19 protein-coding genes are annotated in these 16,029 nt (G+C 68.0%); 17 read left to right on the top strand and 2 right to left on the bottom strand.

Annotated features, from left to right (window positions below; translation table 11 throughout):
* Nucleotides 1–12: 12 nt before the first annotated feature.
* The 7 genes from ACN22W_RS24090 (at nt 13) to ACN22W_RS24060 (ending at nt 5,908) form a co-directional block, all read left to right on the top strand.
* A complete protein-coding gene (locus tag ACN22W_RS24090) occupies nt 13–903 on the top strand; it encodes a peptidylprolyl isomerase (protein WP_419689677.1) in 891 nt (296 codons plus the stop codon).
* A gap of 8 nt (nt 904–911) precedes the next feature.
* Complete coding sequence (locus ACN22W_RS24085) at nt 912–1,727, top strand: hypothetical protein (protein ID WP_419689676.1); 816 nt, start codon at nt 912–914, stop codon at nt 1,725–1,727.
* A 46-nt stretch (nt 1,728–1,773) separates the two neighbouring features.
* On the top strand, nt 1,774–2,139 hold the full coding sequence (locus ACN22W_RS24080) for a hypothetical protein (RefSeq protein WP_419689675.1): 366 nt from the start codon (nt 1,774–1,776) through the stop codon (nt 2,137–2,139).
* Between the two features lie 47 nt (nt 2,140–2,186).
* Nucleotides 2,187–3,602, top strand: coding sequence for a Do family serine endopeptidase (locus tag ACN22W_RS24075; RefSeq protein WP_419689674.1), 1,416 nt, complete (start codon nt 2,187–2,189; stop codon nt 3,600–3,602).
* 50 nt (nt 3,603–3,652) lie between these two features.
* Nucleotides 3,653–4,135: a YbaB/EbfC family DNA-binding protein gene (locus tag ACN22W_RS24070; protein WP_419689673.1), complete on the top strand. Its 483-nt coding sequence runs from the start codon at nt 3,653–3,655 to the stop codon at nt 4,133–4,135.
* A 55-nt stretch (nt 4,136–4,190) separates the two neighbouring features.
* Nucleotides 4,191–4,727 (top strand): type 6 secretion system effector deamidase TecA, encoded by a 537-nt coding sequence (tecA, locus tag ACN22W_RS24065; protein ID WP_419689672.1) that lies wholly within the window; start codon nt 4,191–4,193, stop codon nt 4,725–4,727.
* Between the two features lie 287 nt (nt 4,728–5,014).
* Nucleotides 5,015–5,908 (top strand): IclR family transcriptional regulator, encoded by an 894-nt coding sequence (locus tag ACN22W_RS24060; protein WP_048247358.1) that lies wholly within the window; start codon nt 5,015–5,017, stop codon nt 5,906–5,908.
* 37 nt (nt 5,909–5,945) lie between these two features.
* On the opposite strand, the gene ACN22W_RS24055 is transcribed toward ACN22W_RS24060, so the two are convergent.
* Nucleotides 5,946–6,248, bottom strand: a complete 303-nt coding sequence (locus ACN22W_RS24055) for a DUF1330 domain-containing protein (RefSeq protein ID WP_419689671.1) — start codon at nt 6,246–6,248, stop codon at nt 5,946–5,948.
* 136 nt (nt 6,249–6,384) lie between these two features.
* Nucleotides 6,385–7,464, bottom strand: coding sequence for a porin (locus ACN22W_RS24050; protein ID WP_129515226.1), 1,080 nt, complete (start codon nt 7,462–7,464; stop codon nt 6,385–6,387).
* A gap of 447 nt (nt 7,465–7,911) precedes the next feature.
* Here ACN22W_RS24050 and ACN22W_RS24045 point away from each other — a divergent pair, with 447 nt between their 5' ends.
* The 10 genes from ACN22W_RS24045 to ACN22W_RS24000 are packed head-to-tail and all read left to right on the top strand — an operon-like array spanning nt 7,912 to nt 16,018.
* On the top strand, nt 7,912–8,229 hold the full coding sequence (locus tag ACN22W_RS24045) for a non-heme iron oxygenase ferredoxin subunit (RefSeq protein ID WP_006489883.1): 318 nt from the start codon (nt 7,912–7,914) through the stop codon (nt 8,227–8,229).
* 1 nt (nt 8,230) lies between these two features.
* Nucleotides 8,231–8,542: a recombinase-like helix-turn-helix domain-containing protein gene (locus ACN22W_RS24040; RefSeq protein ID WP_419689670.1), complete on the top strand. Its 312-nt coding sequence runs from the start codon at nt 8,231–8,233 to the stop codon at nt 8,540–8,542.
* A gap of 54 nt (nt 8,543–8,596) precedes the next feature.
* Nucleotides 8,597–9,667, top strand: a complete 1,071-nt coding sequence (locus ACN22W_RS24035; RefSeq protein ID WP_419689669.1) for a Rieske 2Fe-2S domain-containing protein — start codon at nt 8,597–8,599, stop codon at nt 9,665–9,667.
* Nucleotides 9,660–10,430: an SDR family oxidoreductase gene (locus tag ACN22W_RS24030; protein WP_419689668.1), complete on the top strand. Its 771-nt coding sequence runs from the start codon at nt 9,660–9,662 to the stop codon at nt 10,428–10,430. Before ACN22W_RS24035 ends, ACN22W_RS24030 begins: the two co-directional genes overlap by 8 nt.
* 29 nt (nt 10,431–10,459) lie before the next feature.
* Nucleotides 10,460–10,987 (top strand): cupin domain-containing protein, encoded by a 528-nt coding sequence (locus ACN22W_RS24025; RefSeq protein ID WP_048247372.1) that lies wholly within the window; start codon nt 10,460–10,462, stop codon nt 10,985–10,987.
* 18 nt (nt 10,988–11,005) lie between these two features.
* Nucleotides 11,006–11,902, top strand: a complete 897-nt coding sequence (locus ACN22W_RS24020) for an alpha/beta fold hydrolase (protein WP_419689667.1) — start codon at nt 11,006–11,008, stop codon at nt 11,900–11,902.
* Nucleotides 11,899–12,756: an IclR family transcriptional regulator gene (locus tag ACN22W_RS24015; RefSeq protein ID WP_129515220.1), complete on the top strand. Its 858-nt coding sequence runs from the start codon at nt 11,899–11,901 to the stop codon at nt 12,754–12,756. Before ACN22W_RS24020 ends, ACN22W_RS24015 begins: the two co-directional genes overlap by 4 nt.
* Complete coding sequence (locus ACN22W_RS24010) at nt 12,753–13,550, top strand: SDR family oxidoreductase (protein ID WP_419689666.1); 798 nt, start codon at nt 12,753–12,755, stop codon at nt 13,548–13,550. Before ACN22W_RS24015 ends, ACN22W_RS24010 begins: the two co-directional genes overlap by 4 nt.
* A complete protein-coding gene (locus ACN22W_RS24005) occupies nt 13,543–15,210 on the top strand; it encodes a thiamine pyrophosphate-binding protein (protein ID WP_129515218.1) in 1,668 nt (555 codons plus the stop codon). Before ACN22W_RS24010 ends, ACN22W_RS24005 begins: the two co-directional genes overlap by 8 nt.
* Nucleotides 15,203–16,018 (top strand): aspartate dehydrogenase, encoded by an 816-nt coding sequence (locus ACN22W_RS24000; protein ID WP_419689665.1) that lies wholly within the window; start codon nt 15,203–15,205, stop codon nt 16,016–16,018. Before ACN22W_RS24005 ends, ACN22W_RS24000 begins: the two co-directional genes overlap by 8 nt.
* Nucleotides 16,019–16,029 lie beyond the last annotated feature (11 nt).

Here is a 16,029-nt window from a genome sequence, read left to right as displayed (position 1 = left end):
GGCCGTCGAACGATGATGACGAAAATGAAGGTGCTGGCAATGGTTGCAGCCGGTCTCGTGCTGGGTGCGCCGCTCGTTGCGTACGCACAGGACGACGTGATCGCGAATGCCGCGCAGGCGTCAGTCACGCAGGCCGACATCGCGGGTCTGCTGAAGGCGGTGAGCCCGGAAGGGCGCGAACGCCTCGCGGCCGATCCCGCGGCGCTGGACCAGGTCGTGCGTTCGACGCTCGCACAGAAGGCCGTGCTGGCCGAAGCGAAATCGAAGGGCTGGGACAAGCAGGCCGAGGTGCAGGCGGCCGTCGAGCAGGCGCGGCGCGATATCGTCGCGCGCAGCTATCTGACGTCGGTGAACGCGCCGCCGGCCGACTATCCGTCGGACGCGGAGATCCAGTCCGCGTATGACGCGAACCGCGCCGCCTTCACCGCGCCGCGCGCGCTGCACGTCGCGCAAATCTACATCGCGGTGCCGCCGAATGCGGATGCCGCGACGCTCGACAAGGCGCGCAAGCAGGCGGCCGATCTCGCGAACCGCGCACACAGCGGCGATTTCGCGGCGCTTGCGAAAGCGAATTCACAGGACAAGGCGAGCGCCGCGAACGGCGGCGATCTCGGTTTCGTGCCGGACGCGTTGATGGTGCCGGCCGTCCGGCAGGCGGCCGACGCGCTGAAGCCGGGCCAGGTCTCCGCGCCGATCCAGACGCCGGCCGGTTTTCATGTGGTGAAGCTGATCGACGTGCGCGCGGCCGCGCCGCGCCCGCTGGCCGACGTGAAGGAGCAACTGCGCGCGATGCTGCGCGCGCAGCGCACGCAGCAGAATGCGCAAGCGTATCTCGCGAAGCTGGCCGCGAATGCGCCGATCAACGAAGACGCGCTGAAGAAAGCGCTCGCGTCCGCCCGGTAGGCGCGCTCATGGCACCTGTCCGTTCGACGCCGCGCGTCGAGGCGCCCGACGCACGCACGCCGGGGCGCCGCCGCCCGGCCGCCGCCGCCGACCGTCCGCGTATGCCGAAGGCGAACCCGTGGCCGGGCCGGCCCGGCGAATGGCCGACCCATTGCCCGCTGTGTTTCGGCGCGCTGGAGCCGTTGCCCGGTGCGGGCGGTTATGCGCGGCACCGGAGCACGCGCTGCTCCGCGCAGTGCGTGCTCACCACGCGCCAGTATCAGCCGGAGGAACTGGCAATACGCGGCTCGCGCGACGTGCAGGTCGCGGCGCTGCATCGCGAGCGCTTTATCGCACATTGGCAGCGTCACTACACGCTGATGCGCCGTGTGTGGCCCGCGCTCACGATCGGGCGTTTCATCGCGGTGGTCGCATGCGTGGACGTTGCGGATATCTGGTCGTACCGGATGTTGCGCGACGACGATCTCGCGGCCGTGCTGCTCGTGCTGGCCGGCTTCCTGCGCGTGCCGGATGCGCCGGACACCGATGCGCGCACGCCCACGGTGCGCTGGGTGAGGTTCTGGTTCGACGCGAGCGTGCGCGACGTCGGCGATCTGTGGACGGCCGGCAATGACGCGCCGCCGCTGTTTCGCGTCGACTATCGGGAACCGCTTGTCACGCCGTATCCGACCGGCGCGCAGGTGCAGGCGTGGCAGCCGGTCGACGGCATGCGCGATGCATGGGTGCGGCACGCCGATGCGCATGAGCCGGCCGTCGACGCGACCGATCGCGCGGCATTCGCGCGTTTCCTGGCGCGCGCGCCGGTGTCGGGTACGAACGTATGAGTGCGGCGGCGCAAGCGCGATGGCGTTATCTCTGAAGGAGGCGCGGATGAAGATGCGACGAGACGGAATCGCGACGATCGTCTGCCTGCTGCTGGCGGCCGGCGCACACGCGCAGGGCAGCCGCGCGGCGGCGCCGGCGAATGCAGGGTCGGCAACGAAGCCGGTGTGCGTCGATGCGGAAGTCGACGGCAAGCGCGCGCTGTCGTACGACTGCCTGAGCCAGCAGCTGAAGCCGAAGGCCGATCCGCAGACCGGGGCATCGCAAACGGATTCGGAGCGGCTGTCGAAACAGCCGTCGAACCGTCTCGGCACGTTCAACCTGTCGACCGAGCAGAACCGCTTCGGTTCGAACTGGGGCCGGTCGGTGACGCCGCAGCGACCCGATGCGCCGGTCGCGGTACCGCCGAAGTGACGCAAGCGATTGCGATCGCGGCGCGGACATCGACGAGGAACAGCGACATGAAAGCGGGCAAGCATACGGGCCGGACGAGGGTGCTGCGGGCGATCGCGGGCGGACTCGCGTTCGCCTGCGCGTGTGCGACGGCACCGGCCGCCGAGCGGCCCGCGCAGGCCGGTGCCGCCCCGCCGACCGTCGCGCTGCCGAACTTCGCCGCGCTGGTCCGGCGCGTCGGCCCGGCCGTCGTCAACATCAGCGTCACGCGCGAAGTCACGCAGATGGGCATCCAGTTGCCGCCCGGCATCGCGCCCGATCATCCGCTCGCGCCGTTTCTCGCGCGGCGCGTGATCGGCAACCGCGAGGAAGTGAGTCTCGGCTCCGGCTTCATCGTCAGCGCGGACGGCGTGATCCTGACCAACCGGCACGTGGTCGGCGATGCGACCACCATCGACGTGAAGCTGACCGACAAGCGGCAGTTCAAGGGGCGCGTGATCGGCAGCGATCCCGTGTCCGATGTCGCGGTGATCCGCATCGACGCGCACAACCTGCCGGTCGTCGCGACCGGCGACCCCGCGCGCACCGAAGTCGGCGACTGGGTGATGGCGATCGGTTCGCCGTACGGGTTCGCGAATACGGTCACGCAGGGCATCGTCAGCGCGAAATCGCGTTCGTTGCCCGGCGAGCGCGCGATTCCGTTCATCCAGACCGACGTGCCGATCAACCCCGGCAATTCGGGCGGCCCGCTGTTCGACCTCGGCGGCCGCGTGATCGCGATCAACTCGATGATCTTCTCGAAGACGGGTGGTTATCAGGGGCTCGCGTTCGCGATTCCGATCGACATCGCGCTCGACGTGAAGGACCAGTTGCTGCGGACCGGCAAGGTCACGCGCGGCCGGCTCGGCGTGGCCGTGCAGGAAGTGAGCCAGGCGCTCGCGCGTTCGTTCGGCCTCGCGAGCCCGGACGGCGCGCTGATCACGATGGTCGAAGCGGACGGCCCGGCCGCTCACGCGGGCCTGCAGGCGGGCGACGTCGTGCTCACGGTCGACGGCAAGCCGGTCGCCGAATCGGCCGACCTGCTCGGCACGGTCGCCGGCATGCGCGCCGGGCGGCAGGCCGACCTGCTCGTGTGGCGCGCGGGGCGGGCGATGCACGTGATCGCGACGGTCGGCGCGTTCGACAGCGGCACGGCATCGGCCGGCGGCGAGCAAGGGCCCGCGCGGTTCGGGCTCGCGCTGCGCGCGGCGACCGAGCAGGAACGCCAGCGGCTCGGCGTCGGCCAGGCGCTCGTCGTCGAGCAGGCGAGCGGCCAGGCTGCCCGCGCGGGTTTGCAGCCCGGCGACGTCGTGCTGTCGGTCAACGGCACGCCGGTCGCGAGCATCGGCGCGCTGATGACCGAGATCGACGCCGCGCACGGCAACGTCGCGCTGCTCGTCCAGCGTGGCGGCACGCGGCTGTATGTGCCGATCGAAATCGGTTGAGCGGGCGCGGCAACGCGGCACGTGAGCGAATCGTCGAAACGGGAGGCGGGATGAAGCGATTGCAGAAGTGGGGTGCGTCCGGGTGGCTGCGGGCGATCGCCGTCGGATATGCGCTGGTCGTGGGGGCCACGCCGGCCGTCGCGCAGACGGCCGACGTGCCGCAGACGTGGATCCGTTATGGCCAGCTCGCCGGCCAGCAGTTCCAGGCGTGGCTCGAAGCGGACGGCGATGCGGCCGACCGGCTGCACCGTTACCTCGAGGCGCGCGTGCTGAATGCGAGCGCCGATGCGCCGCCGCCCGCGATCGTCGTGCGCGCGTGGATCGGCGCGAGCGGTGCGGTCACGCGCGTCGAATTCGCGTCGCTCGGCGACGCCGACGCGGACGCGACGCTGCGGCAACTGCTCACGGCCGGCCCGCTCGCGGAGCCGCCGCCGCCCGACATGCTGCAGCCGTTGCGCGTGCGCCTGCGGCTCGCGCCGAATCCTGACGCGGCAGCCGCCGCCGCACCGGCATCGGCGGTACGCACGCCGTGACGCTCGGAGGCGGAAGCCGAAGCGTGGCCGATGCCGGTGGATATCGTAATAAGATATGAGGTTATTGCGTTGGCAGGACGCTGACGACCCTTTTCGTCAAAAGGAGCTACCCATGCAACTGACCCAGTTAGGCGGACATGTCGCCCAATCCGGTTTCCCCGAACGGCAGAAACATGCGCAAGCGCTGATGTTCGGCATGGCCAACATCAACGAGTACGTGTCCGCCGGCGTTTGTTACGACGCCGCGGCCTATGTCAGGTACCTGCTGCGCGGCGACGCGATGATCGCGCCCGGTGCGCTGCTCGACACGGTCGGCCAGCTCTGGAGGACGCGCTTCAACTTCGAGGCCGGCGATCAGTGGGACGGGCGCGCCAGCATTCCGGCGGGAACCGCGGTCGGCTTCTCCCGGAACGGCAATGTCTTTCATGCGGCGATCGCGGTCGGCGGCAGCCGGATCCGGGCGGTAAACGGCGGCCGTCTGGGCAGCGGATGGCTGTATGCGGTCGATCTTGCACGGGAACTCGCGCCGGATGCGGCCGGCGGCTTCACGTACGACCGCGCGAACATCCGGGTGCATCTGTCGCGCCTGTAGGCAACCCGGCATCGAATTCCGTGCCGGCCGCCGTCCTTCGGCCGCTCGCGGCGCGCACGGACCGGGCGGCGGTTTCCCGCCGTTCGGCGATTTCCGCATGGCGTCGCGCTGTCCATCGCTGCTATCCTCTCGACCGTGAATGACTCTTCATGGGGTCGCGGATGCGCATGCTGCGTCGCGGCGATGCGCGCGGGTACGAGCCTGCGTGCGCGCTGAGGTAGCATGACTGAATATCCACGATGATCCATGGCCTGTTTCGTGACTGATTTCCTTCCGTCCATGTCCACATGGTCAAGACAACGATGAGCGGCGCTCCCGAATCTGCGTCGCCCGGCGACGACGAATCGTCCGGCGGCGCGTCGTCCTATCTGGTGCCGGGGCTCGAACGCGGGCTGCGGATTCTTGCCGAATTCTCCGCGCGCGAGCCCGTGCTCGGCGCGCCCGAATTGTCCAAGCGCATCGGCATCCCGCGCACGACCACGTTCCGTCTGCTGCAGACGCTCGAGGCGCTCGGCTTTCTCGAGCGCGTGAACGGCGACCGCTATTTCCGGCTCGGCGTCGGCGTGCTGCGGCTCGGCTTCGAATACCTGAACTCGCTCGAACTGACCGATCTCGGCGCACCCGTGCTCGAACGGCTGCGCGATTCCACGGGCTTCTCGACGCACCTGCTGATCCGCGACCAGCGCGACGTCGTGTTCGTCGCGAAGGCACAGAGCAACACATCGATGTTCGGCTCAGTGAAGGTGCATGTCGGCACGCGCTTGCCCGCGCATGCGACCGTGCACGGCCATGTACTGATGGGCGACCTGACGCGCGATGCGTTGCGTCAGCTCTATCCGGAAAAGCGGCTCGAACAGTTCACCGAGCGCACGCCGGGCACCGTCGACGAACTGTACGAACGCGTGCGTCAGTACGCGCGGCTCGGCTACGCGGTCAGCGAGGCGGCATTCGAGAGCGGTATTTCGGCTGTCACGGCGCCGGTGCGCGATCATTCGGGCTCGATCGTCGCGGCAATCACCGCGACGGTGCCGCGCTCGGAGATCGGCGAGGCCGGCGAGAAGGAGCGGCTCGTCGAAGCCGTGTGCGGCGCGGCGGTCGACCTGTCGCAGCGGCTGAACTATCGTCCGCTCGAAAGCGATCCGACCTTCGCGCACGCACGCCACAAGGTCGCGATGTTCTGATCGCGCCGACGCGCGGCCGGCCGGGCCGCCGTCGTGCTCACGCGCCCGGTGCGGGCAGGCCGTGCACGAGCAGCGCGAGCGTGTCCGCGCCCGCGTGGCGATCCACGGAAATCGCCTGGTACTCCGGCGACTCGATGAACCGGCGCGCTGCTGCTTCGTCGGGAAACGACATCAGCACCACCTTGTTCCGGTCCCATTCCCCCTCGAGCGTCACCGGCGCGTCGTCGGCCGCGAGCAGGCGGCCGTCGAACCTGCGAAATACGTCCATGAAGCGCGCCTGATACCGGTCGTATGCATCGCGCTGCGTGAAGCGAAGTTGCGCCAGCAAGTAGACGGCCACGTTCGTCTCCGTTCATCGGAATCCGCTGATGCTACCCGTTGCCGGCGCGACGCGGACGGCCTCGCCAAAGACAAGAGCGGCCCGCGGGCCGCTCTTGTTTCGTTTCGGGCGCCAAACGCCCGATGCGTGAACCTGCTCAGAACGAGTGGTGAATCCCGGTCAGCACGATCACCTGGTTCGCGGTGCTCGACACACCGGCCGTGAAGAGCGCGGCCTGCGCGCCGCCCGAGCCGTGTTCGACCAACACGTTTGCATAAAGCTGCGTGCGCTTCGACAGCGCATAGATGTCGCCGAGCTCGACCTGCGTCCAGCGGCGGCCGGCCAACGTCGTGGTCGCCGCGCCACCCGCGATCGTGTTGAACGCGCTGCTGCGGTAGTTCACGCCCGCGTCGTAGCTCTGGAACGTGTCCGAAAAACCGTTCGACTGCATCTTCGTGCGGGTGTAGAGGCCGTGCACGAGGAAGTCGCCGAACTGATAGGACGCGCCCGCGCCGATGTTCTCGACCTTGTTCGCGATGTAGCCGTTCGCGGTGTTCTGCCCCTGGAAGGAAGCGATACCGGTCTGGCTGATCAGGATCGAGCGGTCGTGCTCGTTCGAGTAGACGGCCGACGCCTTGAACGGCCCGTTCGCATAGTTCAGCGCAACACCGACCGATTTACCGGTCGAGAAATTCGTCGTGTTGCCGAGCGCCATCGTCGCCGCGGCCGAGAAGCCCGCGTAGGTCGGCGAGCGGTATTTGACCGAGTTGTTGTACGGCACGTTGCCGGTCGCGGCGAGCCCGTCGATGTTGCCGGGGTGGAACGCGTACCAGCTCATCGCGAGGTAGGCCGTGCTGAGCGGATCCAGATAGTCGAACGACAGCGGCGTCTGGCGGCCGAGCGTCAGCGTGCCGTAGCGCTCCGAACTGAGGCCGACGAACGCCGCGCGGTTCCAGATCGTGTTCGCGGTCGCGAACTGGCCGTTGTTCGTATAGAAGCCGTTTTCGAGCTGGAAGATCGCCGACAGGCCGTCGCCGAGGTCTTCCTTGCCCTTCAGGCCCCAGCGATCGGGCTGCGTGTTGCCCTGGATCATCGCCCACTTCGCATGGCCGCCGACGTTGTTCACGTACGCGACGCCTGCGTCCAGGCTGCCGTACAGCACCACGCTGCTCTGCGCCCACGCGCCGGACACGGCGCCCAATCCGATGACTGCTGCTGCTACCGCATGCTTGACCATTTGATCTCCTGACTCTCCAACCTGATGAAAACGTGCCGTGGCGGCATGCGCGGTGACGGCCGGCCGTCGCGCGTGTTCCACCGCCGGGTGGGCATTTTGTATGTTCCATATAAGGAACAGTGTGCCTCTGATGGAATGGAGTATAGAGGCGTCATGCGCGTGATCAAAAATAAATTTTTCGGGACGGATGGGTTCCCGGACGCCGCCCGACACCGGTGCGAGACGCCCACAAAAAGGGCATAACTCCCCGCCACACAACAAAAATTTACATTTGATGGGGTAGGCGGAAGCAATGGTCGACCCGGCGGTCGGTGTTTTCCCTAGGGCATGCAGCTTTTTGTTTTACTCGTGGAAAGTCGCTCCTATAATCACCATCCATAAACTGACGTTCCTAATATGGAACAAAAGAGAAGCAAACCGAGAGTCGATCAGAAGGAAGGGTGTGAGATGTCTGAACAATGGATTTGCGCCGGACACGCCGGCGCGCTGTCGGAAGACACGCCGATCGAGTTCAAACGGACCGACGGCGTCGAAATCGGGATCTACCGCGTCGGCGACGACGTGTATGCGCTCGAGAACGTGTGCCCGCATGCGTACGCGCTGCTCACGCAGGGGTTCGTCGACGAAGGCACGGTCGAATGCCCGCTGCACGAGGCCGTGTTCGACATCAAGACGGGCGAATGCCTGAAGGGTCCGGGCGGACGCGCGCTGAAGCAGTACGCGGTGCGTCTCGCCGGCGAGGAAATCCAGATCAAGGTGGAATGACATGAAAGAAGCGACCGTCAACTTCAATCCCTTCCTGAAGCCGTGGGTGGCGCCGCAGCCGAACAACGTCGCGGGCAAGGGGCAGATCGAGATCCCCGGTCAGGTCGAGAACCGGATCTGGCAGAACCGCAAGGCCGAGCCGACCCAGTACGAGAACGACTTCGGCGATGCGCTCGAACGTGTGTTCGAAGCCGGTGCGACCGAGCTGGACGATGTCGTCGCGGGCCTGAACCGCATCGGTTTTCGCGCGCCGGACGGCACGACGTGGACCCCCGAGCGCTTCCGCGCCGAACTGGCCTCGCTCGCGGAATGACCGCGCCGAGCGCGTGACCGCCGACCCGACGACAACCGCATCCGGAGCACACTGATGACGTCCCCCGTACAACACGCAGCCCAACACGACCCGGTCCGTGACTATCTCGACCGCGGCATCAAGAACTACTGGTATCCCGTCGCGCCGAGCTGGCAGGTGTCGAATGCGCCCGTCGGCCTCACGCGCCTGTCCGAGCAGATCGTGCTGTGGCGCGATCACGAGGGCAAGGTCCACGCGCTGGAAGATCGCTGCCCGCACCGCGGCGCGCGCCTGTCGCTCGGCTGGAACCTCGGCGGCAACATCGCCTGCTGGTATCACGGCATCGAAGTCGACGGCGGCGGCACGGTCAACCGTGTGCCGGCCGTGTCGAACTGTCCGCTCGAAGGCACGACGTGCGTGAAGTCGTATCCGGTCGAAGAGAAGGCCGGCGCGATTTTCCTGTGGTTCGGCGACGAAGCGCACGGCGAGCCGGCGCCGCTGAACCTGCCCGAGGAACTGGTCGCCGACGAATACGCGCACTTCCTGTGCGTGTCGAACTGGAAGTGCAATTACCAGTACGCGATCGACAACGTGATGGACCCGATGCACGGCGCGTACCTGCATGCGACGTCGCACTCGATGGCCGAAGGCGACAAGCAGGCCGACATGCGCGTGCGCAAGACGGAAACGGGCCTGATGTTCGAGAAGATCGGCCAGCGCGACGTGAATTTCGACTGGGTCGAACTCGGCGAAACGGGCTGCCTGTGGATGCGCCTCGCGATTCCGTACAAGCAGAAGTTCGGCCCGGGCGGCAACTTCGGGATCATCGGCTTCGCGACGCCGGTCGACGGCGACAACTGCCAGGTCTACTTCTGGCGCACGCGCAAGGTCGACGGCTGGCAGCGCGACGTGTGGCGCTTCATGTACCGCAACCGCCTCGAAGGGCTGCACTGGGACGTGCTCGAGCAGGACCGCTACGTCCTCGAAAGCCTCGCGCCGCAGGCACGCGATCACGAATACCTGTACCAGCACGACATCGGCGTCACGCGCGTGCGCCGGATGCTGCGCCAACGCGCGCAGGAACACCTGTCCGCGCTCGACGCGCATCGCGCGGCGCAGGCCGCTTCGGAGCCCGCGAATGGCTGAGCTTGCTCCGGTCGTGTCGCTCGCGGGGCGCCGCGTGCTCGTCACGGGCGGCGCGCGCGGTCTCGGCGCGGCGTTCGTGAAGGCGCTCGTCGCGGCGGGTGCGCAGGTCGCATTCGGCGACGTGCTGGCCGACGAAGGCCGCGCGCTTGCCGAGGAGCTCGCGCAAGCCGGCCATGCTGCGCATTTCTTCGCGCTCGACCTGGCCGATCCGGCGAGCGTCGACGCATTCGTCGCGCAGGGCGCGGCGGCGCTCGGCGGCATCGATGCGCTGATCAACAACGCGGCAATCACGAACTCGGGCGGCAAGCTGTCGACGGAGCTGGACGTGTCGACCTGGGACGCCGTGATGAACGTGAACGTGCGCGGCGTGTGGCTCGTCAGCAATGCAGCGCTGCCGCACCTCGCGCAGTCGGGGCGCGGTGCGATCGTGAACCTCGCATCGGACACCGCGTTGTGGGGTGCGCCGAGGCTGCTCGCGTATGTCGCGAGCAAGGGCGCGGTGATCGCGATGACGCATGCGCAGGCACGCGAGTTCGGCGCGCACGGCGTGACGGTCAATGCGATCGCGCCGGGGTTGACCGAAGTCGAGGCAACCGCGTACGTGCCGGCCGAGCGCCATGCGTTCTACATGCAGGGCCGCGCGCTGACACGCGCGCAGGTGCCCGACGACGTGACGGGCCCCGTGCTGTTCCTGCTGTCGGACGGCGCGCGCTTCGTGACGGGCCAACTGCTGCCGGTGAACGGCGGCTTCGTAATGAATTGATGTTTTCACTCTGAATGAAGGAGAGGACGATGGCGGACGCCGATCTCGATCGCAAGTCGTGGGACCAGCCGGAAGGCGCAAGCTTTGAAGACTGGATGGAAGGGCGCGTGGCGCGTTATGCGACGCGGCGCTACGACTGGGACGCGCTGAAGTTCCAGGCCGACTACGACCCGAAGTACCGCCGCGCGCAGATGCGCTATGTCGGCACGGGCGGCACGGGCGTCGCGAAGGACGTCAACACGGTGCCGGCCGGCAACTTCACGTTTTCGACGATGGTCATCCCGGCCGGCAACATCGGCCCGAGCCACATCCACATCGACGTCGAGGAAATCTTCTTCGTGCTGCGCGGCAAGATGAAGGTGATCTGCGAGCGCGACGGGCAGACGTGGGAAGCGATCCTCGGCGAGCGCGACCTGATCTCGGTGCCGCCGGGCGTGTATCGCACGGAAATCAACATCGGCGAGGAAGACGCGCTGATGTGCGTGATGCTCGGTTCGTCGAAGCCGATCACGCCGACCTATCCGCCCGATTCGCCGCTGGCGAAGATCAAGCGTTGAGACGGAGCAGGTAAAGCAATGAGTGTCATCGACAAACGTGAACGCGACCGCACCGTGGCGTTCGCCGCGCTGCTCGGGCAGTTTCCCGAGCAGCGTTGCGCGGCCGGCGCGGCGGGCACGATCGGTTATCGCGAGGCCGGCGCGCAGCATGCGGGCCGCGCGCTTCCGGTCGTGCTGCTGCACGGAATCGGCTCGGGCGCCGCATCGTGGGTATGCCAGCTCGACGCGCTCGGCGCATCGCGGCGCGTGCTCGCGTGGGATGCGCCCGGCTACGGCGTGTCGACGCCCGTGCACGGCGCGTCGCCGGCCGCCGCCGATTACGCGGCGTCGCTGAACGCGTGGCTCGAGGCACTCGGCATCGAACACTGCGTGCTGGTCGGTCATTCGCTCGGCGCGATCATCGCGGGCGGTCTCGCCCGTGCGATGCCCGCGCGGATCGCCGGCCTGCTGCTGGTCTCGCCCGCGGGCGGCTACGGTAGCGCCCCGGCCGAAACGCGCGAATCGCGCCGCGACGCGCGGCTCGCGATGCTCGCGGAACTCGGCCCGGAAGGGCTCGCCGAGCAGCGCAGCGGCAACATGCTGTCGGGTTTCGCGAGCGAGGATGCGCGTGCGTGGGTGCGCTGGAACATGGCGCGCATCGTGCCGGCCGGTTACGCGCAGGCCACGCATCTGCTCGCGAATGCCGATCTCGCGAGCGATCTCGCCGGCTTTCGCGGCCGCACGGCCGTGGCCGTCGGCGCGAACGACGCGATCACGCCGCCCGCCGCCTGCGAGCGCATCGCCGCGGCCGCGCAGGTCGGGCTGCAGGTGATTCCGCAAGCAGGACACGCCGGTTACGTGGAAGCGCCGGCCGTTTATTCCGCACTGATCGGCACGTTCTGCCGTCAGTGCGATACGCAGCGAGGGCTGGTATGAGCGAACCGCTGCAACAACACGAATCCGAGAACGCGAAGGCGGAAGCCAGCTACGTGGTGCCAGGCCTCGAACGCGGGCTGCGGATTCTCGCCGAATTCTCGCCGCGCGAGCCCGTGCTCGGCGCGCCCGAGTTGTCGAAGCGGCTCGGCATTCCGCGCACGACGGTATTCCGTCTGCTGCAGACGCTCGAATCGCTCGGCTTCCTCGAGCGTGCGGACAAGGATCGCAACTACAAGCTCGGCATCGCCGTGCTGCGACTCGGCTTCGAATACCTGAGCTCGCTGGAGCTGACCGATCTCGGCCTGCCCGTGATCGAAAGCCTGCGCGATGCGACCGGCTTCACGACGCACATCGTGATCCGCGACGGCCGCGACGTGGTGTTTGTCGCGAAGGCGCAGAGCCAGTCGCCGGTGTTCAGCTCGATCCGCGTGAACGTCGGCACGCGCTTGCCCGCGTATGCGACGACGCACGGCCACGTGCTGATGGGCGACCTGTCGCTGAAGGAACTGCACGCGCTGTATCCGGAGCGCGCGCTGAACCGGATGACGAGCGCGACGCCGGAGACGGTCGACGCGCTGTACGAAGTGATCCGCGAGGATGCGCTGCGCGGCTACGGCGTCAGCAATTCGTCGTTCGAGCGCGGCATCTCGGTGGTCACGGCGCCGGTACGCAACGAGACGCAGAAGATCATCGCGTGCATCACGGTGACGGTGCCGCGGCCGGAGATCGATGCGGCGCTGATCGCCGACGGGTTGATCGACAAGGTGCAGCGCGCGGCGGCGGAACTGTCGCGTCGGCTCAATTACCGCTCGGATGACGAGCACACGTTTCTGAAGGCTTTAGGACTGCGATGATTCAGATCGATCTGACCGGGCAGGTTGCGGTGGTGACGGGCGGTTCGTCCGGCATCGGCCTCGCGACTGCCGAACGGTTCCTGCAGGCCGGCGCATCGGTCGCGATCTGCGGCCGCGACAGCGACCGCCTCGCGCGCGCCGAAGCAACGCTCCGCGAAAAATACCCCGACGCGCAACTGCTCGCCGAGCGCTGCAACGTGCTCGACGAAGCCGACGTGGCCGCGTTCGTGCAGGCAGTGTCCGCCCGCTTCGGCCGTGCCGACATGCTGGTCAACAACGCGGGCCAGGGCCGCGTGTCGACCTTCGCCGACACGACCGACGACGCATGGCGCGAAGAACTCGAGCTGAAGTACTTCAGCATCATCCGCCCGACGCGCGCGTTCCTGCCGCTGCTGCGCGACGCGCAGGCCCCGACGATTACCTGCGTGAATTCGCTGCTCGCGCTGCAGCCGGAGCCGCACATGGTCGCGACGTCGTCGGCGCGCGCGGGCGTGCTGAGCCTCGTGAAGTCGCTCGCGACCGAACTGGCGCCGCAGCGCATCCGCGTGAACTCGATTCTGATCGGCATCGTCGAGTCGGGCCAATGGCGCCGCCGTTACGAAACGCAGGCGCAGCCCGGCGAAAGCTGGGAAGACTGGACGGGCGCGCTCGCCCGCAAGAAGAACATTCCGTTGAATCGCTTCGGCAAGCCCGACGAGGCCGCCTGGGCACTTTTTTATCTCGCAACGCATCTGTCGTCCTACACGACGGGCAGCCATATCGACGTTTCTGGAGGCTTTGCACGCCATGTCTGAAAAAACCACGGTTGGCGAGCTGATTGCCGCCTTTCTCGAGCAGTGCGGCGTGAAAACCGCATTCGGTGTCATCTCGATCCACAACATGCCGATCCTCGACGCGATCAACTCGCGCGGCAACATCCGCTATGTCGGCGCGCGCGGCGAAGCCGGCGCGGTGAACATGGCCGACGGCCTGGCCCGCGTGTCGGGCGGCCTCGGCGTCGCGTTCACGAGCACGGGCACGGCGGCGGGCAACGCGGCCGGCGCGATGGTCGAGGCACTGACGGCCGGCACTGCGATGCTGCACATCACGGGGCAGATCGAGACGCCGTACCTCGACCAGGATCTCGCGTACATCCACGAAGCGCCCGACCAGCTGACGATGCTGGACGCGATCTCGAAGGCCGCGTTCCGCGTGCGTACGGTCGAAACCGTGCTGCCGACGATCCGCGAAGCCGTGCGCATCGCGCAGACCGCGCCGACCGGCCCCGTGTCGGTCGAGATTCCGATCGACATCCAGGCTGCCGAAATCGAATGGCCGGAAGACCTCGCGCCGGCGCACGTTACGGTGCGCGAGCACGACGAAGCGCGCGTCGCGAAGCTCGCCGACGCGCTCGCGGCCAAGCGCCGCCCGCTGCTGTGGCTCGGCGGCGGCGCGCGCCACGCTCGCGAGGAAGTCGAACGCCTCGTGAAGCTCGGTTTCGGCGTCGTGACGAGCGTGCAGGGCCGCGGCGTGCTGCCCGAGGATCACCCGGCGACGCTCGGCGCGTTCAACGTGCACGCGTCCGTCGAAGCGTTCTACAAGACCTGCGACGCACTCGTCGTCGTCGGCTCGCGCCTGCGCGGCAACGAAACGCTGAAATACAAGCTCGCGCTGCCCCAGCCGCTGTTCCGCGTCGATGCCGACGCGCTCGCCGACAACCGCGGCTATCGCAACGAGTTGTTCGTGCACGGCGATTCGAAGCGCGTGCTGGCCGAGCTGGCCGACCGCCTCGAAGGCCGCCTGTCGGTCGATCCGCAGTTCGCGGCCGATCTCGCGGCGGCGCGCGATCAGGCGGTGACCGACGTGGCGAAGGGCCTCGGGCCGTACAAGCAGCTCGTCGACACGCTGCAGGGCGCGGTCGGCCGCGACTACAACTGGGTGCGCGACGTGACGATCTCGAACAGCACGTGGGGCAACCGCCTGCTGCAGATCTTCGAGCCGCGCGCGGGCGTGCATGCGCTGGGCGGCGGCATCGGCCAGGGGATTCAGATGGGCATCGGCGCGGCGCTGGCGGGCGCGGCGGCGAAGACGGTCTGCCTCGTCGGCGACGGCGGCCTGATGGTCAACGTCGGCGAACTCGTGACGGCCGTGCAGGAAAACGCGAACGTGATGATCGTGCTGATGAACGATCAGTGCTACGGCGTGATCCGCAACATCCAGGACGCGCACTACGGCGGCCGCCGCTGCTTCGTGCAATTGCACCAGCCCGATTTCGCGCAGTTCTGCGCGAGCTTCGGCCTCACGCATTACCGGATCACGTCGCTCGACCAGGCCGAAGCGATCGTGCGCGAAGGGATGGCGAAGGAAGGCCCGGTGATGGTCGAAGTCGACATGCTGTCGGTCGGCTCGTTCGCATCGCAGTTCGCAGGCCCGCCGGTGAAGAAGGAAGCGCCCACGGAGCGCCAGTATGCGTAACGCGCACGCACCCGTCGACGTCGTGATGATCGGCTTCGGTGCGATCGGCGCGGCCGTGTACCACGCGGTCGAGCACGATGCGTCGCTGCGCATCGCGCACGTGATCGTGCCGGAACACCAGCGCGCGGCGGTGCAGGGCGTGCTCGGCAGTGCGGTCGAGGTCGTGTCGTCGGTCGACGCACTGGCCCGTCGCCCCGAGTTCGCGCTCGAATGCGCGGGCCACAGTGCGCTCGTCGATCACGTCGTGCCGCTGCTGAGGGCCGGCACCGACTGCGCGGTCGCGTCGATCGGCGCGTTGTCGGATCTCGCGCTGCTCGACGTGCTGTCGCGGGCGGCCGACGAAGGCAACGCGACGGTGACGCTGCTGTCCGGCGCGATCGGCGGCATCGACGCGCTGGCTTCCGCGCAGCAGGGCGGCCTCGACGAAGTGCTGTACGTCGGCCGCAAGCCGCCGCTCGGCTGGCTCGGCACGCCCGCCGAGGAATTGTGCGACCTGCGCGCGATGACCGAGGAAAAGGTGATCTTCGAAGGCACCGCGCGCGACGCCGCGCGGCTGTATCCGAAAAACGCCAACGTCGCGGCGACCGTCGCGCTGGCGGGCCTCGGCCTCGACGCGACGCGCGTGCGCCTGATCGCCGATCCGGCCGTCGAGCGCAACGTGCACCGCATTACCGCGCGCGGCGCATTCGGCGAGATGTCGCTCGAAATGAGCGGCAAGCCGCTGCCGGACAACCCGAAGACGTCCGCGCTGACGGCGTACAGCGCGATCCGCGCGCTGCGCAACCGCGCGGCCCGCTGCGTGATCTGACGGGCCACCAA

The organism is Burkholderia theae, from assembly GCF_048565265.1.
Taxonomy (GTDB): domain Bacteria; phylum Pseudomonadota; class Gammaproteobacteria; order Burkholderiales; family Burkholderiaceae; genus Burkholderia; species Burkholderia theae.
This window is presented reverse-complemented; position numbering and strand designations above follow the sequence as displayed.